At 67.3% G+C, this 26,648-nt stretch carries 26 protein-coding genes and 1 tRNA gene; 12 read left to right on the forward strand and 15 right to left on the reverse strand.

The window, feature by feature from the left end; genetic code table 11:
* Nucleotides 1-36 precede the first annotated feature (36 nt).
* From BM357_RS09525 to BM357_RS09540, 4 genes are all read right to left on the reverse strand, one after another.
* Complete coding sequence (locus BM357_RS09525) at nt 37-3,231, reverse strand: adenosylcobalamin-dependent ribonucleoside-diphosphate reductase (protein ID WP_074952174.1); 3,195 nt, start codon at nt 3,229-3,231, stop codon at nt 37-39.
* A 73-nt stretch (nt 3,232-3,304) separates the two neighbouring features.
* A complete protein-coding gene (gene nrdR, locus BM357_RS09530) occupies nt 3,305-3,790 on the reverse strand; it encodes a transcriptional regulator NrdR (RefSeq protein ID WP_029420039.1) in 486 nt (161 codons plus the stop codon).
* A 203-nt stretch (nt 3,791-3,993) separates the two neighbouring features.
* The gene (locus BM357_RS09535) at nt 3,994-4,803 is read right to left on the reverse strand and encodes an HAD-IIA family hydrolase (RefSeq protein WP_083430352.1); all 810 of its coding nucleotides are present in this window, start codon (nt 4,801-4,803) and stop codon (nt 3,994-3,996) included.
* Nucleotides 4,804-4,832: 29 nt separating this feature from the next.
* On the reverse strand, nt 4,833-5,420 hold the full coding sequence (locus tag BM357_RS09540; protein WP_074952175.1) for a cob(I)yrinic acid a,c-diamide adenosyltransferase: 588 nt from the start codon (nt 5,418-5,420) through the stop codon (nt 4,833-4,835).
* 66 nt (nt 5,421-5,486) lie between these two features.
* Here BM357_RS09540 and BM357_RS09545 point away from each other — a divergent pair, with 66 nt between their 5' ends.
* The gene (locus tag BM357_RS09545; protein WP_175511496.1) at nt 5,487-6,383 is read left to right on the forward strand and encodes an MBL fold metallo-hydrolase; all 897 of its coding nucleotides are present in this window, start codon (nt 5,487-5,489) and stop codon (nt 6,381-6,383) included.
* On the opposite strand, the gene BM357_RS09550 is transcribed toward BM357_RS09545, so the two are convergent.
* Nucleotides 6,349-7,095: an NUDIX hydrolase gene (locus BM357_RS09550; protein WP_083430354.1), complete on the reverse strand. Its 747-nt coding sequence runs from the start codon at nt 7,093-7,095 to the stop codon at nt 6,349-6,351. The genes BM357_RS09545 and BM357_RS09550 overlap by 35 nt on opposite strands.
* Before the next feature lie 117 nt (nt 7,096-7,212).
* Here BM357_RS09550 and BM357_RS09555 point away from each other — a divergent pair, with 117 nt between their 5' ends.
* On the forward strand, nt 7,213-7,908 hold the full coding sequence (locus BM357_RS09555; RefSeq protein WP_074952177.1) for a hypothetical protein: 696 nt from the start codon (nt 7,213-7,215) through the stop codon (nt 7,906-7,908).
* Here the strand turns inward: BM357_RS09555 and dapF are convergent.
* Nucleotides 7,893-8,732, reverse strand: coding sequence for a diaminopimelate epimerase (gene dapF / locus BM357_RS09560; protein WP_074952180.1), 840 nt, complete (start codon nt 8,730-8,732; stop codon nt 7,893-7,895). The genes BM357_RS09555 and dapF overlap by 16 nt on opposite strands.
* Nucleotides 8,733-8,970: 238 nt before the next feature.
* On the opposite strand from dapF, the gene BM357_RS09565 reads away from it, so the two are divergent.
* Nucleotides 8,971-9,057: transfer RNA gene (locus BM357_RS09565), tRNA-Leu, on the forward strand.
* 152 nt (nt 9,058-9,209) lie between these two features.
* Complete coding sequence (locus BM357_RS09570; protein WP_139234654.1) at nt 9,210-9,953, forward strand: hypothetical protein; 744 nt, start codon at nt 9,210-9,212, stop codon at nt 9,951-9,953.
* Nucleotides 9,954-10,025: 72 nt separating this feature from the next.
* Here BM357_RS09570 and BM357_RS09575 read toward each other — a convergent pair whose 3' ends face one another.
* Together BM357_RS09575 and BM357_RS09580 are read right to left on the reverse strand one after the other, a co-directional pair.
* Nucleotides 10,026-11,009, reverse strand: coding sequence for a polysaccharide deacetylase family protein (locus BM357_RS09575; protein ID WP_139234655.1), 984 nt, complete (start codon nt 11,007-11,009; stop codon nt 10,026-10,028).
* Nucleotides 11,010-11,041: 32 nt separating this feature from the next.
* Nucleotides 11,042-11,407 carry a DUF2653 family protein gene (locus BM357_RS09580; protein WP_074952195.1) on the reverse strand — a complete coding sequence of 122 codons (366 nt, stop codon included), beginning with the start codon at nt 11,405-11,407 and terminating at the stop codon, nt 11,042-11,044.
* Nucleotides 11,408-11,590: 183 nt separating this feature from the next.
* Here BM357_RS09580 and BM357_RS09585 point away from each other — a divergent pair, with 183 nt between their 5' ends.
* The 3 genes from BM357_RS09585 (at nt 11,591) to BM357_RS19845 (ending at nt 14,072) form a co-directional block, all read left to right on the forward strand.
* Nucleotides 11,591-11,944 carry a cupredoxin domain-containing protein gene (locus BM357_RS09585; protein ID WP_074952198.1) on the forward strand — a complete coding sequence of 118 codons (354 nt, stop codon included), beginning with the start codon at nt 11,591-11,593 and terminating at the stop codon, nt 11,942-11,944.
* A gap of 157 nt (nt 11,945-12,101) precedes the next feature.
* Nucleotides 12,102-13,529 (forward strand): NAD(P)/FAD-dependent oxidoreductase, encoded by a 1,428-nt coding sequence (locus BM357_RS09590; protein ID WP_074952201.1) that lies wholly within the window; start codon nt 12,102-12,104, stop codon nt 13,527-13,529.
* Between the two features lie 405 nt (nt 13,530-13,934).
* Complete coding sequence (locus BM357_RS19845; protein WP_175511497.1) at nt 13,935-14,072, forward strand: hypothetical protein; 138 nt, start codon at nt 13,935-13,937, stop codon at nt 14,070-14,072.
* On the opposite strand, the gene BM357_RS09600 is transcribed toward BM357_RS19845, so the two are convergent.
* Nucleotides 14,029-15,063: an NAD(P)H-dependent flavin oxidoreductase gene (locus BM357_RS09600; protein ID WP_083430355.1), complete on the reverse strand. Its 1,035-nt coding sequence runs from the start codon at nt 15,061-15,063 to the stop codon at nt 14,029-14,031. The genes BM357_RS19845 and BM357_RS09600 overlap by 44 nt on opposite strands.
* Before the next feature lie 190 nt (nt 15,064-15,253).
* Here BM357_RS09600 and BM357_RS09605 point away from each other — a divergent pair, with 190 nt between their 5' ends.
* The 3 genes from BM357_RS09605 to BM357_RS09615 all read left to right on the forward strand — a co-directional run bounded on the left by BM357_RS09605 (nt 15,254) and on the right by BM357_RS09615 (nt 17,290).
* Nucleotides 15,254-15,952, forward strand: coding sequence for a CoA transferase subunit A (locus tag BM357_RS09605; RefSeq protein ID WP_074952210.1), 699 nt, complete (start codon nt 15,254-15,256; stop codon nt 15,950-15,952).
* Nucleotides 15,953-16,042: 90 nt separating this feature from the next.
* Nucleotides 16,043-16,711 carry a CoA transferase subunit B gene (locus BM357_RS09610; RefSeq protein ID WP_074952213.1) on the forward strand — a complete coding sequence of 223 codons (669 nt, stop codon included), beginning with the start codon at nt 16,043-16,045 and terminating at the stop codon, nt 16,709-16,711.
* A gap of 93 nt (nt 16,712-16,804) precedes the next feature.
* A complete protein-coding gene (locus BM357_RS09615; RefSeq protein WP_074952215.1) occupies nt 16,805-17,290 on the forward strand; it encodes a flavin reductase family protein in 486 nt (161 codons plus the stop codon).
* A gap of 55 nt (nt 17,291-17,345) precedes the next feature.
* On the opposite strand, the gene BM357_RS09620 is transcribed toward BM357_RS09615, so the two are convergent.
* The gene (locus BM357_RS09620; RefSeq protein WP_074952309.1) at nt 17,346-18,584 is read right to left on the reverse strand and encodes a cation:proton antiporter; all 1,239 of its coding nucleotides are present in this window, start codon (nt 18,582-18,584) and stop codon (nt 17,346-17,348) included.
* 276 nt (nt 18,585-18,860) lie between these two features.
* Between BM357_RS09620 and BM357_RS09625 the strand changes: the two genes are divergently transcribed.
* Nucleotides 18,861-19,556: a M48 family metallopeptidase gene (locus BM357_RS09625; protein ID WP_074952218.1), complete on the forward strand. Its 696-nt coding sequence runs from the start codon at nt 18,861-18,863 to the stop codon at nt 19,554-19,556.
* A gap of 203 nt (nt 19,557-19,759) precedes the next feature.
* The gene (locus tag BM357_RS09630) at nt 19,760-20,413 is read left to right on the forward strand and encodes a sulfocyanin-like copper-binding protein (RefSeq protein WP_074952221.1); all 654 of its coding nucleotides are present in this window, start codon (nt 19,760-19,762) and stop codon (nt 20,411-20,413) included.
* An 87-nt stretch (nt 20,414-20,500) separates the two neighbouring features.
* Here the strand turns inward: BM357_RS09630 and BM357_RS09635 are convergent, their stop codons facing one another.
* The 5 genes from BM357_RS09635 to BM357_RS09655 are packed head-to-tail and all read right to left on the reverse strand — an operon-like array spanning nt 20,501 to nt 26,603.
* A complete protein-coding gene (locus BM357_RS09635; protein WP_074952224.1) occupies nt 20,501-21,073 on the reverse strand; it encodes a TlpA family protein disulfide reductase in 573 nt (190 codons plus the stop codon).
* Nucleotides 21,070-21,906: a 2-succinyl-6-hydroxy-2,4-cyclohexadiene-1-carboxylate synthase gene (menH, locus tag BM357_RS09640; protein ID WP_083430360.1), complete on the reverse strand. Its 837-nt coding sequence runs from the start codon at nt 21,904-21,906 to the stop codon at nt 21,070-21,072. The genes BM357_RS09635 and menH overlap by 4 nt, the downstream gene beginning before the upstream one ends.
* Complete coding sequence (gene menD, locus BM357_RS09645; RefSeq protein WP_074952227.1) at nt 21,894-23,669, reverse strand: 2-succinyl-5-enolpyruvyl-6-hydroxy-3-cyclohexene-1-carboxylic-acid synthase; 1,776 nt, start codon at nt 23,667-23,669, stop codon at nt 21,894-21,896. Before menD ends, menH begins: the two co-directional genes overlap by 13 nt.
* Nucleotides 23,650-25,125: an isochorismate synthase gene (locus tag BM357_RS09650; RefSeq protein ID WP_074952229.1), complete on the reverse strand. Its 1,476-nt coding sequence runs from the start codon at nt 25,123-25,125 to the stop codon at nt 23,650-23,652. The genes menD and BM357_RS09650 overlap by 20 nt, the downstream gene beginning before the upstream one ends.
* On the reverse strand, nt 25,098-26,603 hold the full coding sequence (locus BM357_RS09655; RefSeq protein ID WP_074952231.1) for an o-succinylbenzoate--CoA ligase: 1,506 nt from the start codon (nt 26,601-26,603) through the stop codon (nt 25,098-25,100). The genes BM357_RS09650 and BM357_RS09655 overlap by 28 nt, the downstream gene beginning before the upstream one ends.
* Nucleotides 26,604-26,648 lie beyond the last annotated feature (45 nt).

The raw sequence follows: 26,648 nt of genomic DNA on the forward strand, positions 1-26,648 counted from the left end.
TTCACCCGACGATTCATCCGACGCGATGGGAGTTGCTCAACACTTGCTGAACCCGCACGCCTCGCATTCGTAACATCCGCCCGTCCGGACCAGGGCGTGCTGGTGGCAGTTGGGGCACAGGTCCTTCCCCACCGAGTACTCGCGCAGCGCCGGCCGCTCGACGTCCTCCGCGGCCGTCTCCTGTCCGCTCGCCCACTCCCGGAATGCCGCTTTGCGCAGCGGGAACGTCTCGGAGTGCTCAATCAGCGCCTTGGCGATGGCGTCCGGCACCGACGTGATGCGCCGGTCTCCGAAGCCGACCGAGTTCGATCCGCCAATCCCCGCGAAGTGCTTGACGAGCTCCGCTTCCTTGTTGGGATTGCGGGAATCCCGCAGGTACAGCGTGATGGCGCGGCCCAACGCCTCGTTGGCGGCATACACATCGCTGCCCGCCTTGCCGATGTTGACGAACATCTCGAGGGCGACGTGCTCTTCCGGATCGTCGTTGATGGTGATGTACGCTTTGCCCAACGGCGTCTCCTTCTTGTACGTCGCACCGTACAGCACGTCCGGACGGCGGCGCTTCTGATAGACCGGCTGTTTCGGGGCCTCGGCGCCGCCGTGATCGGCCGCCGGCGCCACCTCCCGCACCTCGGTCTCCTCTGCCTTCGCGTCCGCCTTATCCTCGGCCTTCAACGACAGCACCTGTTCCGAACGGGACCCGTCGCGGTAAATGGTGATGCCTTTGCAGCCCAGGGCATACGCCAAGTCGTACAGCCGCTTGGTATCCTCCACCGTGTAGGAGTTCGGCGCATTGCACGTCTTCGAGATGGAGCTGTCGATCCACTTCTGCAGAGCCGCCTGTACGCGCACGTGATCCTCGGGCGTGAGTTCCATGGCCGTCACGAAGTAGTCGGGCAGCCGTTCTGCACCCGGATGGGTGTCGTAGTACTCCTGCACGATGGCCGCGTTCTCCTCGAACATGCCGAGCCGGGAGTTGCGGAAGTACGACCACGCGTAGTACGGTTCGCACCCGGTCGAACACCCGACCATCGTCCCCGTGGTGCCGGTCGGCGCGATGGTCATCAGCGTGACGTTGCGCACCCCGTGGCGCCGCACCGCTTCCGCCACGTGCGGTCGCTCCTCGGCCATCCGCCGCATGTAGCCCGACGCCAGGAACTTCTCCGCGTCGAACGCCGGGAAGGGACCGTTCTCCTTGGCGATCTCGACGGACTCCAGGTAACACCACTCGGCCATCAGGCCCATCAGGACGTCGATGAACTTCACCGACTCCTCCGATCCGTAGCGGATGCCGCAGTACAGCAGGAGGTCATGCAGACCCATGATACCGAGCCCCACGCGCCGCTCCTGCATCTGGTTGCGCCGGTTCTCCTCGAACGGATAGTACGTGGCGTCAATCACCGCGTCCTGGAACCGGATGCCCGTGCGGGTGGTCTCCTCCAGCGCCTCCCACTTCACGTGGTGCAGGAAAAACTCCGCCTTCTCCGCGTCGAAGTGCTTGGTCAGCCAGGAGCGGACATACGCTTCCTTTTCCTTATCGGCGAATTCCACCCGCTTTCCGCAGTCCGCAAACCCGACCGCGAACTTGCTCAACACCACCGCGCCCAGGTTGCAGATGCCGTTGGCCGGCAGCGGTTGCTCGCCGCACGGATTGGTCGCCACCAACGGATTGAAATACCACGAATTGCTCATCCGGTTTGCCCGCCCGAGGAAGACCACGCCGGGCTCCGCCGACTTCCACGCCGACAGCACCAGCTCGTCCCACAGCGCATCGGCCGCGAGCGAGTCCGTGACCTCGAAGGGCTTGCCCGCCCCCACCCAGGTGTCGAAATCTCCGTCGAACGCCTGCCAGTGCTCTTTCGGCACGAAGCCGATGGGCCACCGCTCACCCTTCTCCTTGGCCTCCATGAAGCGTTCTGAGATTCCGACCGAGATGTTGGCCCCGGTGATGACCCCGTCGACCTGTTTACAGCGGATGAATTTCAGCACATCGGCATGGCGGTCGTTGAGAATCAGCATCAGCGCGCCGCGCCGGGATCCCCCCTGCAGGGTCAACTGGCAGCCGACGCTCATGATCTCGCCGACGCCGACCGGGCCAAACCCTTCTCCGAACACCTGATTGCCCTTGTCGTACAGGGTGCCCCAGGAGTACGCGCCCGAGCTGCGTCCGTTGACCCCGCGCACGTAGCTGTAGCGGGGACGCAGGGAGGACAGGATGACGGACACCTGTTTGCCCTCCGCCATCCGCTCCCACATGTCACCGAGCGTCGCGGCGATGGTGCTGCGCTGATCGCCCGGGACGAGCACCGTGCCGATGACGTCGCTCAACACCAGCGCGCCGCTGGCCAGAATCGACTCGTACAGGCGCCGTGCCGGTGTGGGCTCCTGCCAGTTGACGGGCAAATCTTGCTCCAGCCAGTCTTCGAGGCGGCCTGTCCACACGTCGTCGTACCCTTCGACACTCGTCTCCGGGAAGCCGAACCGCCACTCCGCGTCTTCCTCGACCGCCCGCAGGAACTCGCGGTTCACCCGCACCACCTTGGTGCTGTTCGGATACTCCGCCTGCAGGAACTCAAGCAGGTCGGGATGCCAGACGTCAAGTACGAGATGCAGATAGGGCCGCCGTGAACCCGGGAACACCGGGATATAGGTGCCCTGTGGCGGAATGCGCGACAGGTTCATCCCGACGCCGCCGCTCCTCGCCTGGATCTCCAGGGTCTGCCCGAACGCCTCCGCGTATTCGCGCATGGTCGGTCCCACGCTCGGGATGACGAAACAGTTGTAGCTCGTCACCTGCATCCCTGTGCCGAGCGACGCGTTGATGCGCCCGCCGGGAACGTACTTCCATCCGCACTGCAATTGGTAAAACCGCTCCGCCCACCGCTCCGGGTCGCGCGTGACCGCCGCGGCCCCTGTGGCCACCCGTCGCCACATCTCGCGCGGTGAGGTCTCCAGCAGCACGTCCACCTGGTGATGCGGCAGTTCCTCGCGGTGGCCGTCCTTCAGCTCCACGGTCACCGTTTTCCGCGCATCGTCGATGGCGACGACGCGGGCCAGCTCGTGGTAAGCCCGTTTTTTGTCGAGTACGGCCACCACCAGGGATCCGACCTTCAACGTCTCCTTACGCACATCCTTGAGCAGGTACCGGTCCGCCACGATGCGCTCTCCCGTCGCGCCCAACCGGTCCTCCTCGGTGAACGGCAGCATGCTCTCCTCCGTCGCTTTGACCATGTCTCCGCCTCCCCGCCGGCCATGAATGCCGGCGCTTGCTCCATTATGTACAGCTGTCGGACGCGCACGACCCTCAATTCCCCGGCTTGGTTCTCCCCGCCGTCTCTTGCAGCAGCGAGAGGACCTCCTGCGCCAGTGTCTCCACATCCCGAAACTGCCTGTACACGCTGGCAAAACGCACATACGCCACCCCGTCCAGGGCGCGCAGCTCTTCCATCACCCGTTCCCCGATGACCGATGAAGGCACTTCGCGCTCGAATTCCAGGCGCAGGCGGCGATCAATCCGCTCGACGACCTGTTCCACCTGCTCCGCCGAGATGGGACGTTTTTCGCACGCCTTCATCAACCCGCGGTACAGCTTCTCATAGGAGAACTCCTCGCGCTTGTTGTCCTTCTTCACCACCATCAGGGGGCGTTGTTCGATCCGCTCGTACGTGGTGAATCTGCGGCCACAAGACGGATTGGTGCACTCCCGCCGGCGCCGGATGGTGGTGCCGTCCTCGCTCGCCCTGGACTCAATCACGCGTGAATTGTCGGTCTCACAGTAGGGACAGCGCATGATTGCCGCCTCTCTTCCGGGATGGCGGCCGCGGCGGCCATCGAGGCCGCCGCAAGCCGCGTGGAGCAGACGGGCGCTCGGCGCCCGCCGTCCGAACAGGTTACCATAATCCCATATATCTAGTGTGCGCATCCGGTTCATGGCCCATTATACACACCAGATATATGGTTCGCAAGTCTGCCGGGACCGGCCCGTCCGATGGCTCACGGGAGGAACAGATCCGCCACCGACGGGTGAACCTCGTCCGGTTCCAGCGGCGTGGAGGCAGACTCCGTCTCCGCGTACTGAACCCCGCTTTGCACCTGTACCGTGTACACGCCGGCGAGCTTCCCCGCCAAGACGTCCGTCCGCCGGTTGTCGCCGATGAGCAGGACCCCGTCCGGGTCCAGCCCGTAGCGCTGGAGCGCAAACTGAACGAAATCGGGGTTGGGTTTTCCCGCGACGTACGGACGAATCCCCGTCGCGGTCTCGATGAACGCCCCGAGGGCGCCGTTGCCAGGCACAAACCGATCCCCCGCCGGCAGCCGCACATCGCCGTTCGTCAAGATGAAGGCGCCCAGCCGCGACACCTCGGCACACACCGCCGTCAGGCGGCGGTACGTGATCTCCGGATCGAGCCCGACCACGACGGCCGCCACGCCGGGATGGCCGTCGTGCTCCGGCGTACCCAATTCCACCGCCCGGTGCCCGAATTCCACGAGTGCCTCGCGCACGCCGTCCAGCCCGACGAAACCGATGTACGCCGGTCCGAACCGCTCCCGCAGCTGGTGCGCGGAGGCCTCCGCCGACGTGCACACCTCATCCGGCTCCGCGGTGATGCCCATGCGGTTCAGTTTGTCCGCCACCTGACGGGGGGTGCGCGTCGAATTGTTCGTCAGAAACACCGGCCGGATGCCCCGCCGGCGCAGCCGCTCGACGAATTCCGGCGCCCCGGGCACCACCTCGTCGCCGCGGTAGAGGGTGCCGTCGAGATCCAACAACGCCGCTTGCCACGCTCGTTCCCCATGCCGCATGATGTCTCTCCACTCCCTGTCTGCGTCTGCTACTTCTGCTCCGTCTGAAACGGATCCGGCTTCGGCGCCTGGAAATCCACCGAAGGTTCCGCCACGCCCGTTCTGGTGTGGACGCTGCGCGCCATCACGAACAAGAGATCCGAGAGGCGGTTGAGGTACCTGCGGATCCACGGTTGCACCGGTTCCACTTCGCCCAAGGCCACCACCTCCCGCTCGGCGCGCCGGACGATGGTGCGCGCCAGGTGCAGGGCCGCCGCCGCTGGGTGGCCGCCCGGCAAGAGGAATCGCTGCAACGGCGGATTGTCCGCGTCCAACCGGTCAATCATCCGCTCCAACAGCCCCACGTCCGCCTCCGTCGTGTGGAACTCGGCCTGCTTGTCCAGCGGTGTGGCCAGATCCCGCCCGAGATCGAACAGATCCCGCTGCACGCGCGCCAAGAATCGGCGCAGATCATCGAATTGGGCGTCCTCCGGCAACCACGACAGCACCAGCCCGATGGCGGAGTTCGCCTCATCGAGGGTGCCGTACGCCCCCACCCGGGCCGACGCCTTGCTGACCCGCCGCCCGTAAATCAGGCTCGTCTGCCCTTCATCCCCGGATCGGGTGTAGATACGCATGGTGATCCCTCCGCTTCCATGGGATGGCTGGCAGGATATAATCACGGTGAAAGGTGGGATCCTATCATGTGTGCTGCTGCCATCCCGTTGATTCGGATTGCCCCGCACGTCTTCCAATGCCCGGTCCCCACGCCCACGCTGCCGCCGGCGTATTCGACGAACACCTATCTCGTCGCCAAGGACGGCGAGGGGGTCGTGGTGGACATGGGCACGGACGATCCGGACGCCATTCAGGCGCTCGTGGACACCATCCGCGCCGCCGGTGTCCGGCGTGTCACCGCCCTCATCGCGACCCACCATCACCGCGATCACACCAGCGGATTGCCCGCGCTGCACCGGCTCTTTCGGGTCCCTGTATACATCCATCCCCTCGATCGCGCCCGGCTGACCTGGCCTGAGACGGGTGCGGCCGCCTTGGCGGATGCGCCGCCTGCGTTGTCTTGTGCGGGCATCGCGCTTCACCTCCGCCACTGTCCGGGACACACCCACGGCCACCTGCACGTGGAGATCCCGGGCGAGGACGTGATCCTGGTCGGCGACCACCTGGCGGGCCAAGGGTCGGTGTGGATCGGCCCACCCGACGGCCACATGGCCTCGTACTTCGACGCACTCGATGCCATCGCGGCGAGCGGATGCCGCCTCGCCGGACCCGGACACGGCCCGGTCTTGGAGGACGCGGCAGCCGCCGCCCGGCAATTGAAGGAGAGGCGCCTGGGCCGCGAAGCCGAGATGCTGGACCTCCTGGCCGAGCGCCCCCGTACCCTCGGCGAGATCGTCGACGCCGTTTACGGGGACACGGTGCCCCCCGGGGCTCGCCTGGCGGCCCGCCGGACCGTGCAGGCGCACCTGCAACGCCTGCTGTCATCCGGTCGGGTGACGCGTCAATTTGACGCGGATCGAGGGTTCATCTACCGCCTGCCGCATCCGGTCAGCATCCCGGACCGGGCACCCACAGCGTATTAAAGGCTTCTTGCGCGCTCCGGCAGGCGGCGATGCCCTGGAGCATCGCCCGCGTGGGCCGGACCGCCTGAGCCTCGCCCCGCTGGAGCGCAACGAGCAGATGGGCGGCCGGACGCCACCCCACCCAATCGTGTTCCGCCGCGTGTGGTGAGGGCACCAGGCGGTCCGCGGCCATCCCGACGAAAAACCGGGTGTCGAAGCGCACCGGCTGGTCCGCCGGCGTGACCCAATGCCCGACATAGCGGAGTCGGCTGAGGTCGATGCGCGCGCGCAGCGCCCGCAACGCGTCCCAAAAGGTGATCCGGTGCTGCAGGAGCGCTTCGCGCTGCGCGCTCGGCAGTGGCACGCAGCCGCTGCCCTCCGGTGTGACGGCGGCGCACACCCAGCCGGTCTCCTCCGCACACTCCCGCACCGCGGCGATGGCGTACGCGGTGCGGGGCAACTCCGGCCCCTGCACCTGGCCGAGGCACGCCCCTTCGGGGGGCGTGTCGTCCTCCGCATCGAGCGCGCCGCCAGGAAAGGCCAAATGCCCCGGCAGGAACCGCATCGCGCGGGCCCTGCGCACGGCGAGCACCTCAATTCCGCACGCCCCGTCCCGCACCAGCATCAGCGTGGCCGCCGGTCGCGGAACCGCGCCGCCCGAATGCCGTTTTACCGCGGCCGGCTCCTCCACCGGACGGCCGGGGGTTTCCGGACGTTCTTCCTCTTGCGCCAATCTTCCCTCGCTCCTCTCCCGTCTCCCCGGAAGGTCCGCCTTCGCCACATCCCGTTTCGCCTTCGGGAACGCCGGATTCTGTATAATGAGGCTCGATGAAACGAAGGAGGGAATCGGGTGCACACGGACAAAGATTTCCGCGCGGACTGGGCCGGGTATTGGTGTACCCTCGGGCGCCTGTTGCGCGGTACACGGGTCCTGCACCAACAGTTGGACATCCCGCTGGAGCAAGGCATCCGCCGCAGCCGCTGGACCGCGCTGTGGGTCGCCGCGTTGGGCGTGGCCGCCGGGCTCATCGCGTGCCCCGATGCCTGGGCGGCCCTGCGCCAGGCGCTGCGCCTGCCCGCGGAGGGCTGGGCGTTTATGGCCACCAGCGCCGCGTGGGTGGCCTTGACTGCGCTCATCGCCGTCGCCCTCTACGGTTTCTTGCGTCTGTACACGCTGGTGACCCACGTGATTGCGACCAACGTCTTCAAGACCCGCGGCCAGCGCCTGCGGCTTCTGAATGTCGAATGCACCGCGCTGACCCTGACCGCCCCTGTGTCCGCCGGTGTGGCGCTGACCCATTGGAGCGTCTGGGGAGGTGCACTGATATCGTCCGCGTTCGCCCTCTACGCCGCTTGGGTGATGGGACTCGGGTACGCGGCGGTGTTCCACAAGCGACCGCTCTCCGGGCTCGGGCTGTGGCTGGTGACCAGCGCCGTCTCGGGGTTCGTGCTGCTGATTGGCGCCCTCGCGGTGGCGGTCACGGCCGGGGTTCTGTCCTTGTTCTTCCTCGTCGTCCTGCGCCTGTTCGTTCACCGCGGCCAGTGAAACTGGCCGGTCATCACCTCGACCGCCTCACCCGTCATCCACACGCGGCCGTCCTTCACTTCGATCCGCAGGTCGCCGCCCTGCAGGTGGACCGTGACGGACGGATCCAACACGCCCAACCGGATCCCGGCCGCCACACTCGCGCACGCCCCGCTCCCGCAGGCGTACGTGATCCCCGATCCCCGCTCCCACACGCGGAAATCCAGTTCGCCCCGCCCGCGCGGCGCCACGAACTCCACGTTGATCCGCTCCGGGAAATGAGGATGCCGTTCAATCTCCGGCCCCACCTGCGCCAGGGGAATCGCGCCGACCTCAGGCACAAAGCAGACGAAGTGCGGATTGCCCATGGATACCAGCACGCCGTGAAACGTCTCGCCGGCAGCCGCGACGGATACCGAATCCCCCCGTTCGGGCCCGCGGTACGGCACGGCGTCGGTCCCAAAGCGGGGGATGCCCATGTCCACGGTGACCTGGCGGACCTGACCGCCCTCGGGGTGAACCTCGGCGGTGACGATGCCGGCGCGCGTTTCAATGGTGAATCGGCGACGGTCGACGAAGCCCCGGTCAAACGCGAATTTCGCCACGCAGCGCAGCCCGTTGCCGCAGGTCTCCGCCTCGGAACCGTCGGCGTTGAAGATGCGCATCCGCAGGTCGGCCGCATTCGACGGGCCAATCCAGATGAGTCCGTCCGACCCGATGCCGCGCCGCACGTCGCTTACCGCCGCCGCGAGACGCGGAAACTCCGATTCATCGAGCGGTTGCTCGAATTCGCTGACGTAGACGTAATTGTTGCCGAGAGCGTGCATCTTCGTCACGCGTACCATGGGCTCGCCTCCTGGCATGAGTCTATCACAAGTTCCCCGCCTCCGCCCGTCACCGGCCCGATGCGCCGAACGCACCGTGGTGCGCACACGCACACGGCGTCAGCCACCAGGATGCCGGGTTATCCCCCCTCCGGTTTGTATCAAATTTCCATATGGATGAGGGGTTGCACGAATGGTGGACCGCTGCTATAATCAGTCCTGTCTTCGCGAGAGCGCGGACGAGAGAAAACTAAGACATGCGGTCGTGGCGGAATTGGCAGACGCGCAAGATTCAGGTTCTTGTGGTGGCAACACCGTGGGGGTTCAAGTCCCTTCGACCGCACCAAGCCGGCCGGCCGGTACATTTTCGGATGTACCGGCCGGCCTTTTGTATTGCTTGGCTTTCCGGAATCTGGCACACCGTGCACCGGATACCCCCCGCCATCCAGGGAACAATCAGGACGAAGCCAATCCCAGAGCATGGAGGGGGACACGACATTGAATCGACATACAAGGAAATGCGCGTTGTGGACCGCGACGGCCGGTGCACTCCTCGCGCTGGCCACAGGAGGTTGCGGGCAGGCGGCCAACCACACGGCCAACGCCGTCAACGCCACCGGGAACGCGGCGGGGCTGGCGGCCCGGGGGACGGCCAATGTCATCCGCGGCGCGGGCAACGCCGTGACGGATGCCACCCGCCTCGGCCCCGCCGGGGACCGCAATGCCTGGACTCGCCATCCGTTCACGGCCGCCGGTGTGCCGGTGGCGAGCCAGAGTGTGGAGGTCGACCCGGGTACACGCACGGTCAACATCCGCCTGGCGGGTACGACGCGGACGGATGGCGTCGCGCCGGGCACCCGAGCCGGCGCGGCGGTCCCGGGAGCCGTCACGCCCGGAGCGGCCGTCGCACCCGGAACTGCGGCAGCGCCTGGTCGCCCGGCCTTGGCCCCGACCGTCACGGTGCCGACGGGCTGGACCGTGCGCGTGACGGCCCCCGCCGCTAGCGCGTGGAACCATGGGCTGGCGGTCGTCCCGTACCGGGACGGCACCGCGCCGGTGGGCGCGGCGGCCGCCAGGACCCCCGGCGTGTCGCGCGCGCTCAACTTCCGGGCCAACCACGCTGGCCTGTACGCCCTCGTCGTGACCACACCCGGCCAGGCGGACCGCGTGATCGACATCCTCAACGTCTCCAACGGCAACCGGACGCCGGCCGTCCTGACCTATCAAGACGGCTGGCGATAACGGGTCAAACCGCTCAAAGGGGGTGCGCCGCACCGCATGGGTGTGGCCGCACCCCCGTTTCACTTGTCCGACTCACGCGTGTCCCGCCTGATTGCCCGGCGCCGAGGTCCGGTTGCCTGGCGGCCATCCCCCGCCGCCCGACGGACCGGTGCTGTTGCCCGCGGGCGTGCCGCGGCCGGTACCGTCCCCCAGCACCACGAAACGCAATCCCTGTTTTTTCAGCCCCGCGATGATGTCCGGCAGCGCCGCCAACGTCAACGCATTCTCATGCAGGTCGAACACGCCGCCCGACGGGTTCCCCTTGACGACGGCATCGACCACCTGCGCCGGCGCCTTGGCCTCCCAGTCCCTCGGATCCCGGTTCCACAGGACGAGAGTCAGATGGTCCTTCGCCATCACCTGCTCCGTGTCGTCGTTGTAAGCCCCGTACGGCGGGCGGAACAGGGTGACCGGCCGGCCGATCACCGCCTCCAATTGGCCCTTTGCGGTCTCAATCTGCGCCGCCTGTTCGGCCGCGGAGAGATCCGTGAGCAAGGGATGAGACTCCGAATGATTGCCGATGACGTCTCCGTCCCGCTGCGCCCGCAACACCGCCGACCGCCACTGCGATACCCGGTTACCGACAAAGAAGAAGGTCACCGGCACGTCATACCGCTCCAGCACGTCGAGGATCCGGTGGGTGTACGGCGACGGCCCGTCGTCGATGGTCAGCGCCACCTCGCCCTTGGCGACGCTCCACACCTCGGGAACCAGATGTTTGGTCGCATATTGCGGATGCTGCGCCTTCGGGGGCGCGTGCTGCTCCCCGGGCAGAATGGCCTGGTCACCCCCCGTGGGGACGGCACCGCCGCCCGTCTGCAGTCCCCCATTCGGCTCAGCCGCTGCGCCCCCGCCTGCACCGCCGCCCGGGACCTCGTCCGCGCTGTTCACCGGCGCGACGGCGGCGGGACGAGCCTGCACCGGGCCGCGGTGGTCCTCTCCGCACGCCACCACCCCCCCGGCCGCCGCCCCCCACAGGAGCGCGCAGGCGCACAACCCCCTTCTCCGACCGTCCATGATGGACTCTCCACTCCCTGCGCCACCCGCGCTCAGCGCACCACCGTCGTGGCGGTGATCCCGGATGACTCCGAATACTGAAGATCGACGGAAAGCTGGTGCGGCGCCTGTGCCGACGATTCCGCCACCCACTCGGCGACCGCGTCGATGACGTCCTGCTCCCGCAGATGAACCGGATGCACCCGGTCGATCCGCGCGTCGGCCGAAAACGGGTCGTGCGCATCCGGGTCAAACACCAATTCCACCTGTACCTGTTGCGGATGGCACCCGTGCCGCCGCGCCACGTACACGGCGCAGGCGTCAATCACGCCCTGTTCGTCCAGGACCACGACCTCCGCCGCAGCGTCTCCGTCCGGCTGAGGGGGTTGGCCGCCATTCCTGTGTCGTCTCCACCACATTCGCCATCCCCTCTTTCCGCCCCTATTCTACCACGGCACAGCTGCGTCGGTGTGAAAACATCGCCATAGCTGGACTTTTTATGCTCCGCGCATGAACGATTCATGCCTGGCAAATCTTAACCCGTGAGCACGTCATTTCCGGCCCGCGCCAGACGGCGGAGGCCGGACGCAGGAGGGATTTCCATGCCTCGTTGGATGGCTGCTGCCGCCGTATGCTTGGTCTGCGTGTTCCCGGCGAACGCCGAGGCCGCCGCGCGCACGGTCGAAATCCAGGCCACCGACCAGGGGTTTGTGCCGGCCAACGTGATCGCGATGGTGGACCAACCCATCCACCTGCACGTGGTCAACAAGGGAACGCGGGTGCACCAGTTCTCCATCCCGTTTTACCGGATCTTCTCGCGCAACCTCGGGCCGGGCGAGGTGACCGACATCGAATTCGCCCCGTGGACCCAGGGGCGGTACGAGATGGCATCCGACCCGGGCGGAAACATGTCCCCGGAGTTCCGGGGCTGGTTCATCGTCACCGACCAAAAGTGACCGTACCCTCGGCCCACTCTTTGCGGCGCGCGCAAACCCGGTATAATAAGGTTCGTTGGGCGGAACGAACAATACTGTCCATCCGGCCACGAATCATTCGGGTTTGCGCTGATCCACACCCCGCAGCGCACATCCGTGCAAGGGGGGTTGGTTCCCAATGGCCGAAAAGTATGACGTCATCATTATCGGCGCCGGCCCCGCCGGCCTGTACGCGGCGTACGAGTTCACGCGCAAGGCGCCGTCGGCCAAGGTTCTGCTCGTCGACAAGGGCGTCGAGGCCAAACATCGCCACTGCCCCATCATGGAGGGCAAGATTGACAAGTGCCCGCCGCCCAACCGCATCAAGACGTACGCCAGCTGTTGGCCGGCCTGCGGCGTGATCAACGGTGCGGGCGGCGCCGGGAGTTTCAGCGACGGTAAGTTCAACATCACGGCTGAGTTCGGGGGCTTTCTGACGGACTATCTGCCGCCGTCGGAGGTCATGGACCTGATTCTGTACGTGGATCGCATCAATCTGGAGCACGGAGCGCCCGACACCATCACCGACCCGACGACACCGGAAGTGGCGGCCATCGAACGCCGTGCCGCCGGGGCGGGGCTCAAGCTGCTGCGGGCGCGCGTCCGGCACATCGGCACGGACCGCAACCTGGAGCTCATGGAGAGCATCTTCGCGTATCTCGAACCCCGCGTCGACCTTCGGTTCCGCACCTTCGTCGAAGACCTGTGGATTGAAGACGGGGCCATCCGCGGCATCGAGGTGCGCGGCGGCGAACGGATCGCGGCGAACTTCGTCCTCGCGGCGCCGGGACGGGACGGGTCCACCTGGCTCGGGGAGGTATTCAAGCGGCACGGCCTGCGGATGACCAACAACCAGGTGGACATCGGCGTGCGCGTCGAGACGTCCAACGTCATCATGCAGGAGATCAACGAGCATCTCTACGAAGGCAAGTTCATCTTCCAATCGCCGTCCACCGGGTTGCGCGTGCGCACCTTCTGCGCCAATCCCAGCGGTTACGTGGTCGTGGAGAACCACACCGGCGTCATGGCCGCCAACGGCCATGCGTACAAAGACCCGGAGCTGGCGTCTGCCAACACCAACTTCGCGCTGTTGGTGAGCCACCGGTTTACGGAGCCGTTCGATCGCCCGAACGAATTCGCGCGCCAAATCTGCCGGCACGCCAACCAACTGTCGAACGGTTCCATCATGATTCAACGTTATGGAGACCTCCTGCGCGGCCGTCGCAGTACCCCGGAGCGCATTCGGGAAGGGTTCATCGAGCCCACGTTGAAAGAGGCGGTTCCCGGCGATCTCGGTCTGGTCCTGCCGTACAAGACGCTGGTGGCGCTGCAGGAGATGATGTCCGCGCTCAACCACGTCACCCCGGGCATTGCCAGCGACCACACCCTGTTCTACGGGGTCGAGGCCAAATTCTACGCCGCCCGCGCGGAGGTGGACCGCACCCTGCAGACCAAGGTCAAGGGGCTGTACTGCGCCGGTGACGGACCCGGCATCTCGCGCGGCATCTCGCAGGCCGCCTCCAGCGGCGTCTACGCCGCCCGCAACATCATTCGGCAACTGACGTAAACAAAACCCGGGTGCGCGATGACCCGTCGCCAGCGGTGCAGTGCCGCCGAGATCGCGCACCCGGAAACCAGGGTGACTGTATCCCTGTTAAGCCTACTGTAAGCGGATCCTCTGCAGACGGTGTGTGCACCTGCCTGCCCCGCGCAGAAAGGTCTCAACGATGGGTGGCCCGATGGACGTCTCAGAGGAAGCGGACGCGGACCCCTGCCGGGTCCCCGCCGAGGCCCCCGTCGGGGCCCCCTTTCCCCTCATCTCTTCACACGCTTCGCCGAAATTCGCGATGGTTCGACGGATCCGAAACACAACCTTCACAAACAGAACCTCCCCGGACGCCAACACATCCCAGCCCGCGTGCTACACTGGAAGTGCGACCATCCAGGCCATTTGCCGAGGAGGGGAAATCGCATGCAAGAGCGAAAGCTGAGCAATCCTATCGCTGTTTTGGAGAAAGTGTGGCGCATCGCGGAGCGCGTCACCGTCACCCTGGCCAGCCTGTTGGTCATCGGGACGGCGGGTTATGTGTCCCTTCATCTGTTGACCTGATGGATTCGTCCGTCCAAGCCTGCCACTGTGCACTGCGCTGTTGGAGAATGCGTGCAGCCTCCGCGGCGACACGGCGCACCACGTCGGCGGCTGGAACGATATCGTGCACCAATCCCACGCTTTGACCCGCATTCATCCAGCCGCCTTCGACATCGCCTTCCAACGCCGCCCGGGCGTTCATGCGGCCGCTGATCATCGGCAGCAGGTGCGCCTCGCTGCCGGGCGTCTCGGCCTCCTGGCGCAGAACCGCCTCGGCGAACGGGGATCGCAACACCCGCGTGATCCGGCCGAACGAACGCTCCATGACCACAGTGTCCTGCGCACGGGACGCGACCAACAGGTTCTTGTAGTTCGGATGCGCTTGGCATTCCTCCGTCGCAACAAAGCGCGTGCCCATCTGGACGCCCTCGGCCCCGAGGCAGATGGCGGCTGCCGCGGTGCGGCCGTCGGCGATCCCGCCGGCTGCCACCACGGGGATGCGGACCGCGTCGACCACGTTCGGGATCAGACTGAACGTGGTCAATTCCGCGGGGCCGTTGTGCCCGCCCGCTTCTGTCCCCTCGCAGATGACGATATCCGCACCGGCCGCCTCTGCCTTCTGCGCCTGCTCCGGCGTCGACGCCAGCGTCATCACGGCGAGCCCCCACCCGCGCACCACCGGGATCCAGGGCCGAGGGTTGCCTGCCGACAGGCTGACCGCCCGGATCCGGCCGGGATGCTGGCGCACCATCCGCTCAATCACCTCGAAATACGGAGAGACATCCCGGTGTTCGCTCAGCGGCACGTTGACGCCAAAGCCTGCGTCGGTGGCGGCCAGCGCAATCCGGATCTGCGCCTCCAGGTCCTCCGGGCTGCGCCCGCCAGAGCCCACCTGGCCGAACCCGCCGCCCGCCGAGACCGCCGCGGCCAAGCGGCCGTTGCCCACATACGCCAGGCCGCCTTGGATGATGGGAAACCGGCAGCCGAGAATCTCACACACCCGGTTCTTCACGCCATTCCCTCCTCGTTGCGGAACTGCGGCCATTATAGCACGCGGGGCCGCGCCATTTGGAAAAGAAGGCGCTTGCAAAAGCGCCTTCGCTATGTCAGAAATGAAGTTGAAGCGAGGGTTGATAGACGGTTGACGGCCGCCGGCCCAACGTTCGGGGGCGGCGGGCGCAGCGGCGCGAAGGAGGATGCAGATGAACAAGGTGTTTGCTTCCGCGGCCGACGCCGTCCGGGACATCCCAGACGGTGCGACCATCTTGGTGGGCGGCTTCGGACTGTCGGGGATCCCCGAAAATCTCATTCTGGCCCTGCGCGACCAGGGCACCAAGGACCTGACCTGCGTCAGCAACAACTGCGGCGTGGACGACTGGGGCCTCGGCCTGTTGCTCCAGACACGCCAAATCAAGAAGATGGTCGCCTCGTACGTGGGCGAGAACAAGACGTTTGAACGCCAATTCCTGACGGGCGAGCTGGAGGTGGAGTTGGTACCGCAAGGCACCCTGGCCGAACGCATCCGCGCTGGCGGCGCCGGCATCGGCGGCTTCTACACCCCGACGGGCGTGGGCACGGCGGTGGCCGAAGGCAAGGAGGTCCGCGTATTCGACGGCCGGGAGTATGTGCTGGAGCGCCCCATCCGCGGCGATTTCGCGCTGATTAAGGGATGGAAGGCGGACCGCCTCGGCAACGTGATCTACCGGAAGGCGGCGCGGAACTTCAATCCCATCATGGCCGCCGCCGGAAAGATCACCATCGTGGAAGTCGAGGAACTGGTGGAACCCGGCGAGCTCGATCCCGACGCCATCCACACCCCCAGCATCTACGTGCAGCGCATCGTCGTCGGTCCGTCGTATCAGAAGCGCATCGAGCGGCGCACGGTCCGGCCCCGGCCCTGACGCGGTCCGAAACCGCACTGGCGTGTCCGGCCGGCGGGCGAGACCGCCGATTCGGCCGGCTGGACGGTGAGAAAGGAGAGGAATCCAACCATGCCTCTGACGCGTGAACAGATTGTGCAGCGCGCCGCCCTGGAGATTCGGGACGGAGACTACGTCAACCTCGGCATCGGCATGCCGACGATGGTGTCCAACTACATCCCGCCCGGCATCACCGTCGTGCTTCACTCCGAGAACGGATTGCTCGGCACCGGTCCCTATCCCTACGAGGGCGAGGAAGATCCAGATTTGATCAACGCCGGCAAAGAGACCGTGACCGTCTTGCCGGGCGCCGCGTTCTTCGACTCCGCGGAGTCGTTCGCCATGATTCGCGGGGGACACATCGACGTCGCCATCCTCGGGGCGATGGAGGTGTCGGAGCAGGGAGACCTGGCCAACTGGATGATCCCCGGCAAGATGGTCAAGGGGATGGGCGGCGCCATGGACCTGGTCAATGGCGCCAAAAAAGTCATCGTCACGATGGAGCACGTGAACAAGAAGGGTGAACCGAAGATTTTGAAAACGTGCACCCTGCCGTTGACCGGCAAGCGGGTCGTGCACCGGATCATCACCGACTACGCGGTGATGGACGTGACCCCCGAGGGCCTCGTCCTGCGTGAGGTCGCCGAGGGGCACACGCCGGAAGAGGTGCAGGCGCTCACCGCGGCGCCGCTGCGCATCCCGGCCGAAGGCGTCACGGTGATGCGCACGCAGCCCGCGTAATCCCCGCGTAATCCGGGAGGGGCGTTGCCGCCGACGTGCAATTTGGGGCTCGTCTGGTACAATGGGTGGGAATGACGAGAGGAGGATGTTTCCTTGCCAGTCAATCCTGACGAGTTCCGGCGGGCCCTCGGGCGGTTTGCCAGCGGCGTCACGGTCGTGACGGCCCAGGCGGACGGAAGCATGGCGGGCATCACGGTATCGGCATTCGCATCCGTCTCCCTGCAGCCGCCGTATATACTCATCTGCATCGACAAACAGTCCGGCACCATTCCCGTGCTGCGCGCGGCGGGTGCATTCGCCGTCAACTTTCTCAGCGAGGACCAGGCGCACCTGTCCAACCACTTCGCGTCGAAACGCGCCGACAAATTCGCAGGTGTCTCTTTCCGCCAGGGCCAGCTCGGTGCACCCCTGTTGGAAGACACGCTCGGCTACGTGGAGTGCCGCGTGGTTCGGGAGGTGGACGCCGGCGACCATCTGCTGTACCTCGGCCAGGTGGAGGCCTCAGGCGTGGACGAGTCCAAGCGGCCGCTGTTGTACTACCACAGCCAATACCACCGGCTCGCGCCGCTCTCCTCGTGATCCAAGGCCCCGCTGGTCCCCCCGTCCGGCGGGGCCCGGTCGATCCGCGCGCGGATCAGACCTCCTCTTCCTCCTCGGCGGGCCGCGCGACCCCCAACGCCTTGGCCACGATGCCGGTGGTGGTGGCCTGAATGAGAATGGTGGCCAAGATGGCCATGAAGGTCACCGCACCAATCACGTCGGACCCCTGGATGCCCTGCGCCGCCAGCATCCCTGCCAGGGCGGCCGGGATCACCCCGGTTTCGCGCACCCAGAACATGAAGGCCACGTCACGCCATCGCCATCGCGCCCTGCGGTCCGCCCAGACGGAAGCGAGTACGGACAGCGGCCGCGCCAGCACCATGAGGACCGCCACGGCGAGGATGCCGACCCACAGGTTCGCCCGCACCACGCCAAAATCCACTTGCGTCCCGAGCAGGACGAAGATCAGCATCCGCATGATCATGGTGATGCCGTTGAAAAAGTGATCCGTATGGTCTTGGGTGTGCCCTTCGAGGTCCCACCCGAATGCGGACCCATTCCCCGTGATGACGCCCGCGGTGAACGCCGCCATGAACCCGCTGGCATGCAGCGCCTCCGCGCCCTGATAGGCGCCGAGGGCCACCGCCAACATGACGACGGATCCGAACTCTCGGAAACTCCCCCAACCGCGCGGGGACACCAACCACAGGCACAGCAGCCCGCAGGCGACCCCCACCAACAGCCCGACGCCAGCCGACTGGATGAACCGCCAGACAGGCGCGGCGAAATTCGCCGACCCCGCAGCGCCGAACAAGCCCAACAACGTGAACACCAGCACGGACGCGGTGGCATCGTTGAACGCCGACTCCGACTCGACCGTCTGCTGCAGCCGGGCCTCGATGGGCACGCGCTTGAACACCGGGATGAGCGTGGCCGGGTCGGTGGACGCCAGCACGGCGGCCAACAGCAGCGAGAACAGCCACGGCATCCCGAACGCCCAGTGGACGGCCGCGCCGACGACCAAGGCCGACACCAGGACGCCCACCGTCGCGAGCATCCCGATGGAGACCCACACCTGGCGCAGTACGGCAAACTGGGTGGACCGGCCCCCATCAAACAAGATCAAGGTGGCCCCGACATTCAGGATGAATTGGTTCACCTCGGAGCGCCCCGGTTCCGCCACCCAGTGCAACACGGCCGGCCCGACGAGAATGCCGAACAGTAAATACGCCGCCACATCAGGAATGCGCGGCCGCTCCGTCAGCTTCCCCACCACGAGGCCGCCCGCCAGCACCAACAGCAGCACGGTGATGGCGCTCTCCCAGGTATTCATCTGTATCACGCGCATCCTCCTCCCCGACGAGCCGCGATGGGACCCGGTATCCGTTTGGACCCAATGGTCTGAGACCCAGTATAGCAGAGACACGTTTTTGCCATCGGCGAGCCCGGATGCCTCAGGCCTGGATGCCTTCCGCAGGGCTCCGCGGCCTGCCCCGGGACGTCCGTCACCACCCGGTCGGCCGGTTTATGATATACTGGCGGCGCATCCGGCGCGGGGACAAGCCGTCTGCCCAAAGCCGCGCCCGGAATCCGAGGAGGAATCCCATCCGTGGCCATCCCATTGGACCCTGACCTGCCCGTCCACGTGATCCGCAGCCGGCGCAGGCGGCGAACCGTCGCCTTGGAGGTGACGCCGGAGGGGGTGTGGATCCGTGCGCCCATCCACCTGAGCGATGCGGACATCGCCCGCATCCTGGAGCAGCGCCGCGCTTGGATCCGGAAGACGTACGAAGCCCGCGCCGCCGCGCAGCGCCGGGAAGACCGGCGCGTCTGGCGGTTTCTCGGTCAGCCCGTGGAGGTCCGCTACGTGCCGAGCCCCGGCCGGACATCCTGGCGCATGTGGTGGGAAGCCGGCGCCATCCACGTATCGGGACCCGGCCCCGCCGTGCCGGACGATATCCTCAAACGCCTGTTCACCGAATGGTATCAGGCGCGGGCGCGGGTCCTCCTGCCCGAGCGCGTGGCGCAATGGGCGGAGACCTTGGGCCTTCGTTACCGTTCCTTGCGGATCAAGGATCAAAAATCCCGCTGGGGCAGCTGCAGTTCGGCCGGCAACATCAACCTCAACTGGCGCCTCGTACAGGCGCCGGAATGGGTGGCGGATTACGTGATTGTGCACGAACTGTGCCACTTGGTCGAGCTCAACCACTCTCCGCGCTTCTGGGCGCTGGTGCACGCGGCCATCCCGGACGCACAGCGGGCGAAGCGGTGGTTGCGGGAACACGGTCAGGAATTGTTTTTCTGAACAATTCCCGACAAGTTCACGCTTTTTTTGCGGTTCGCGCGTTTTCGGCTTGTTTCTCAACCGTCTCTTGAGGCTATACTAGATCCTGTGTCCTTGTTTTTACGGTCTGTTTGCTTTCGTACCTCCCCATTCCGGGGGAGCGGGCGGTCCTCGCGCTGCCCGTCGCCTGCATACTCAATGCCCGTACGGAACGGAGGATGCGCATGAAGCTGTCACCCTTGGGCGTGCTCGTCGTGGCATTAGGCGGCCTGGTTGCCATCATCATTTGGATCGTCGGTTACATCGGCCTGCCCAACGATGTCACGCACCGGGACCTGGCCCACAACCCGCAGGTGGAGACATCCGTGAACACCACTTCCGGGCAAGCGGCGGGAGGTGCCGCAGGCGGCCAGACGGGCCAAAAGGCCGCTTGGTACGCCCTCGGCAAAGAGCCGAAGTCCATCGACTTGACCATCACCGCACAGTCCGGCGACAACCCGATGAACTTCAACGGCTATGGCAAGGGTGCGCTGAAGATCACGGTGCCCGTCGGCTGGAAGGTCAATGTCACCTTCGTCAACCAGCAGGGACAGGTGGCACACAGCGTCGGCTTCGTCCAGTGGGCGGACCGGGAGTCCTCGACCGGCCAGTTCACCCCGGCGTTCGACGGCTCGGTGGGCGATGAGAGCCAGTTCAAGAACGGTGTGACGAGCGCCGGCCAGAAGTACTCCTTCACCGCCGACAAGGCCGGCCAGTACGCGATGGTCTGCGGAGTACCCGGCCACGCGGCGGCGGGGATGTGGGACGAGTTCGACGTTGACGCCCATGCGACCGCGCCGACCATCACCACGCCGGAGGGCACGGTGACGGTCCAATGAGTCCAGGCGGCCCCGTCCAAGGAACGGGGCCGCATCTGTCTTTCGGTTTCCGGGTGCAAGCCGGATTGCGCCGGGGCGTCCGCTCTGTCAGGCCTGGGAAAGCGCCTGGCGGATCCACTTGTCCAGGGAATCCGCAGTGGCGGGGCCGAGGATGACGCCGACGATGGTCCCATCGGGCCGAAGGATGAACGTCGTCGGCGTGCCGACGATGTGGTAGTCCTCGAGAAACCGCCCCTTCGGATCGAGCAGCGTCAGATACGGGATGTGGTGCTCATCCACGAACCGTTTGGCGTCGGCCGGCGAGTCTTCCACCGTCATGTTGACACCGACGAACCGCACCTGCCCTTTGTACCGTTGGCTCGCCTGGACCAACACCGGCATCTCGTCGATGCACGGACCGCACCAGGACGCCCACGTGTTGATCACCAACACCTCTTTGCCCAACAGATCCCTTAGCCGGACATCACCATCCCCCGATACGGTCGGCAGTTGGAAATCCGGCGCCTCTTTCCCCTGCATCGGCTCCAGCGTGGCCGTCTGCCCCGGGCCTGAAGTGTTGGCGACTCCGCTGTTTTGCGCCGGCTCAGCCCCTGCGCCGGGGACGCCGCATCCCGCGAGGCCGAGCAGCAACAAACCGCACAGCAACGCGGTCCATTTCATGTCCGCTCTCTCCTTTCGTCGCACGCCTGGAGAAAAGCCAGCACGGCGTCCAGGTATGCGTCGGGCCGCTCCAGATGCACCGTGTGCCCGGCGCCTTCCACCTTTACCCATCGGACATCGGGCAGGCGTGACGCCATGCGGGCGGCGATGGCACAGAACTTCGCGTCCAGGGATCCGGTCACCAGCAGCACCGGGATCGACAGGGAAGACAGCCGATCCCACTGCGGCGTCTGGGCGCCGGTCCCCATCCCGCGCAGACTGGCCGCCAACCCCTCCGGCGTCTGAGCCAGCCGGATCTGCCGTTGTCGGTCGCGCACCGCGCCCGGCAGACGCGCCTGGGAGGCGAACAGGGGCTGGGCCGCCCACCGGGTCGCAAACGCTTCCAGGCCGTTCGCCAGGATCCAGTCGGCGAGGTCCTCGTCCTGTCGCTGGCGATCCCGCCTCGCCTCCGGATCCTCGAGCCCCGGTGAAGCGCTCTCCAAGACCAACCCGGTCAGCCGGTCCGCCGCCTGTGACGCCAGCGTCAGCGCCGTCCGGCCGCCCATGGAATAGCCGAGGAGATGAAACCGCGGATACCCGAGATCCTCCATCAGCCGGAGCAAAGACGCCACCGCCCCGTCCATGGTCCGCTGGGCCGGGTCCGCCGGAAACCGAGACCTGCCGTGGCCGGGCATATCGACGCACACCGTGCGGTAGCGGGCGGACAGCCCCTCCAGCACCGGCCACCACGCCTCCGCCCGGCCGGTGAACCCGTGCAACAGGAGGAGGGGCCACCCCTCCCCATGCACCTCCGCGTACCACGTCCAACCGTCCAGCACCCTCAACCCGGCCATACGACGCCCTCCGCTGCCGACCACGCCCGCTCGAACACCTGCCGGTGCCGACCGACATTGTCCACGTCCGCCGAAGGCACCAGGACCACATGGACCCCGCCTTGATGCAGCCCTTCCGCCACCGCCTTGCGGAACGACGGCCAATCGCAGGCCCTGTGGAACCGGGCGCCGTACATCTCCACCGCGCCCTGGAACGTCAGGCCATGGGGGGTGCGGAAGTGCAGGAACGTGTCCTCGTGTTCCGCCTGCGGGAGGAAGGAGAAGATCCCGCCGCCGTCGTTGTGGATCACCACCACCACTAGGTCCGCGCCGTGACGGGTGGCTGCCAGCAGTCCCCCGAGGTCGTGCGCGAACGACACGTCTCCGATGACCAGGACCGTCTTTCTTCCGGCGGCCGCCACCCCCGCGGCGGTCGACACCACGCCGTCGATCCCGCTCGCGCCCCGGTTCCCGTACACACCGACCGCCTGCGCCCGCTTTCCGAGGAAGCTGTCGAGGTCCCGCACCGGCATGCTGTTGCCGGCGAACACCGCCGCCCCCTCCGGCAACAGCGGCGCCAACTCGGTCCAGACGCGCCCTTCGAAGAGGTCGTCCGCCGCCTCGAGCGCCGCGTCCATGGCCCGGCGGGCGCGCCGGTCGGCGTCGCGCCACGCGGCGGACCAGGCCGCCTGGGTAGCCGCGGCTTCGGTGGGGCGCTCTACCGCGGCACGCGCCTCGGCCAGCGCACGGCAGAACGCGACCGGGTCCGCCTGCACCACCAGGCCCGCGGAGAAAAACGGATCGCGCCAGCGGTCGCCGACATCCACCACCACCTGGAACGCGTCCGCTTGACGGCCGAGCCATTGGCCGAGCGCCTTCGACACCGGCGGGTGGCCGAGGCGGATCACCAGGTCGGGCCCAATCCGGTCAGCCGACGGCCCGCGCAGCAGGGTGTCGTAGGTGTCGATCACGCGCCCCAGATCATGCCGCCCGATCCGCACCTGCGACAGCGGATCGGCGAGGATGGGCACATCCCACTGGGCTGCGAGCGACGCCACGGCGGGGGCGACGGCGGGATCGTCCCACGGACCGCAGACGAGCAGCGCGCGCCGGGCCTCGGCGAGGTGCGACGCGACGCGCGTGATCGCCTCCGGATCGGGCGAGGAGAGCGCGGGATACACCGCCTCCGGCGCCCCGGGACGACGCCCGGCCATGCCAGCGCGGACGGGTGCATCCTCCCGCGGCGGCACGAGGGGTTCGCGGAAGGGCCAGTTTGCGTGCACGGGTCCGGCAGGCGCGGCCCACGCCGCATGCACCAACCGCCAGGCGCTCGCCGCCGCCTGCCGCCGCAGCCCCGGGTCCGCCCGAGGCACCGGCATCTGCAGGAACAGCTTGACGTAGGTGCCGTACAGTTTCACCTGGTCCACCGTTTGATTGCTGCCCGTCTCATACAGCTCCGGCGGCCGGTCGGCGGTCAGGACCACCAGCGGGACGCGCGCCTCGTGGGCCTCCACCACGGCCGGCAGATAGTTGGCCGCCGCGGTCCCTGAGGTGCAGACCAGGACCGCCGGCCGGCGCTTCACCTTGGCCAATCCAAGCGCGAAAAAACCCGCGGATCGCTCGTCCAGCAAGGTGTACAGCCGAAATCCGCCGTGGCGGGCGAACGCCATAGTCAGCGGGGTCGACCTCGAGCCGGGCGACACGCACACGTCCCGGACCCCGGCCCTGGCCAGTTCTTCCACGAAGTCGAGCACCGGAATGAGGTCAAGATTCTCCGCCGTCATCGCCCACCTCCAACCCGAGCGCCTGTTTCATCGGCCGCAGTTTCAACACCGTCTCCTCCCATTCCGCCGCCGGGTCGGAATCCCCCATGATGCCCGCCCCGGCGTACAGATGTGCCGAGACCGACCCGACGAGTGCGCACCGGATGGCGACCATGAACTCGCCGCTGCCGTCCATGCCGGCCCAGCCGATGGCGCCGCCGTACCATCCCCGGTCAAATCCTTCGCGATCCCGGATGTACGCCATGGCCTCCTTCTGGGGCGACCCGGCCAGGGCCGGCGTCGGCATCAGCGCGTCCGCCACGGTCAGGATGTTCTGACCGGCACGCAGCCGGCCGGCGAGCGGTGTGTGCAGGTGTTGGACATTGGCCAGCCGCTTCAGCCCGGGTTCAGCCGGAATCTCCAGGTGGGTGCACAGGGGCGCCAGCCGTGCGCGCAGCCACTCGCGCACCACGCTATGCTCGTGCAGGTTCTTCCCACTGTGGAGAAGCCAGTCCGCCAGGCGGGCATCCTCGGCCGGCGTCCGCCCGCGCGGGGCCGTACCTGCCAAACAGTCGACCTCGACGCTGCCGGTCCCAACGCGTGCCAACCGCTCCGGCGTGGCCCCGAGAAAGCACTGATCCCCCCGCCACAGGGCGAACACCCCGCTCTCCGGGTACCGGCGGCCCAACGCGCGCAACGCGGCCGCGATGTCCGCCGGACGCCCCAGGGGGACGACCTCCTCCCTGGCCAGGACCACCTTGTCAAACCGGCCCGCGCGGATGGCGGACGCCGTTTCCGCCACCAGCCGCATCCATCGGTCGCGCGCGTCCTCAAAAGCCGTGCCTGGCCGCCGGTCGCCATCGGACCGCGCGAGGGACGCCGCGGACAGCCGAGCCCCTGGGTCCTCCGCTCGCTCCGGTGGCACCCCAGACCACCGCTGCCAGCCATCGGCCGCCGCCGCCCAGACCTCCGCCGCGCTCTGCCCAGGAACGGCCTGCACCGCCACCGTGCACGCCGCCTCGTCGCCGTCCCTGGTGAACATCACCCGCGGCAGCCACATCTCCGCACTCGGCCAGCCGCGCCACGGGTCCAGGCGCGGACCGGTGTCGAACGCGGCGCCGCCAACCCAATGCAGAGCTTCAGGAACGTCCGTCTCCACGAGAGGGCGCCAGGCCTGCCAGGCGTCTGCCAAACCCCCGAGCGCACACGCCGGCCCGGGGCGGACGGCCGCCACCGCCCCCAACCCCAACCACGTCCGGCCAGCCGCCGGTTGATGGAGGTACCAGCGCGGCACGCCGGGCGGGCAGGCGAGCGCCGCCGCCAACAGGTCGTCGGCCGGGTCCAGCGGGACCCTCACCGCCGCCAGGACCGGCCGGCCGAGGGTCCGCGCCCGCTCCGCCGCGCGTTCCGTCCACGGCCGCAGGGCGTCCAGCGCGGCCGCGATCCCGGTCAGCGGGATGTCGAGCTGACGAGCCATTCTCTCAAACTCCTTCGTAACAGTTTCCCCGATGCGTTGCGCGGCAACTGCTCCATCCACACGAACCGCTTCGGCACCTTGTAGCGCGCCAGACGGCCTTCGAGATGGGCCCGAAGGTTCGCTTCATCGACCGCGCCTGGGCGCACGGGGACCACAAATGCCACCGGAACCTGTCCCCACTCCGGGTCTGTCTCCCCCACCACCGCGGCCTCCAGGACGCCCGGGTGGGCCGCGATGGCATTCTCCACTTCGGCGGGATAAATGTTCTCCCCTCCGGAGACAATCAGGTCTGTCCGCCGATCGAGCACATACAGGTAGCCCTCTTCGTCCAGATATCCGATGTCCCCCGTGTAGAGCCACCCGTCCCGGATGGCGTTTGCGGTCGCGTCCGGCCGCCGCCAGTACCCCGGCGTCACCGTCGGGCCGCGGACGATGATCTCCCCGGGTTCCCCTGGCGCAGCGGGCCGGCCCTCGCATACCACCCGAATCTCCGTCGGCAGCAGGGGTTTCCCGGACGATCCCAATTTGCGCAGTCCGTCCTGCGGCAGCAGGGTGCACACCTGCGATGTGGCCTCGGTCAAGCCGTAACTCTGTGCCACCGGCACGCCGAGCGCCTGGCACCGCTCGAGCAGCGGTTTCGGTGCGTAGCTGCCCCCGAGCAACACGCAGCGCAGCCGCTCCGGGTACGGGGTGCCGCGCCCGGCAAGCATCCGGCTGAGCATCGTCGGCACGACCGAGACGAGCGTGATGCCCCCCTCGTCGATGGCCCGGTTGACAGCCTCGGCGGAAAACCGCTCGTGCGCCACGGCCGTGGTCCCGTAAATCAGACTCCTCATCAGGACCGACAGGCCCCCGACGTGAAACAGGGGCATGGGCACCAGCCAGCGGTCCCCGGGCAAGACTCCGAGCTGTAGCGCCGACGCCAACGCCGAGGCCAAGAAGTTTCCGTAGGTGATCATGGCCCCTTTCGGATGCCCCGTCGTGCCCGATGTGTACAGGATGGCCTGGACCGCGTCCAGTTCAATGCGATCGCGGAACACCGCTGACGCATCCGGCCAAGGCTGGCTCACGTCCCAAACGGGCCACGTCCCCGGCCCCTGTTCGGCCACCGCGGACGCCAACGCGCGCTGCGCATCGTCGCAGATCAACAGAGAAATCCCGGCATCTTCCAGCTGCCAGGCGATCTCCCGGGCGCTCAGGCGCCAGTTGACCGGCACCAATATGGCGCCCCGCTGCACGGCCGCGTGGACGGCCAGCACCACCACCTCGGGCCGCTGCGCCACCAGCGCGACCCGGTCGCCGGGTGCCACGCCGAATCCCGCCAGGACACCCGCTGCCTGACCCGCCCGCTCGCCCAGCTCCCGGTAGGTCCAGCGCACCGACTCCGTTTCCAAAGCCACCTCGCCGCCTCGCACGTCCATCTGCCGCGTCAGCCAATCCGGCACCGACGCGGCCGATTGAAGCCACGACGTGTGCATCGGTTCACCCCCCCTGTCGGTCCTCCGCCGGCACACAACCGCCCC

It is taken from the genome of Paenalicyclobacillus macrosporangiidus (assembly GCF_900116805.1).
In the GTDB taxonomy this organism is placed as follows: domain Bacteria; phylum Bacillota; class Bacilli; order Alicyclobacillales; family Alicyclobacillaceae; genus Alicyclobacillus_H; species Alicyclobacillus_H macrosporangiidus.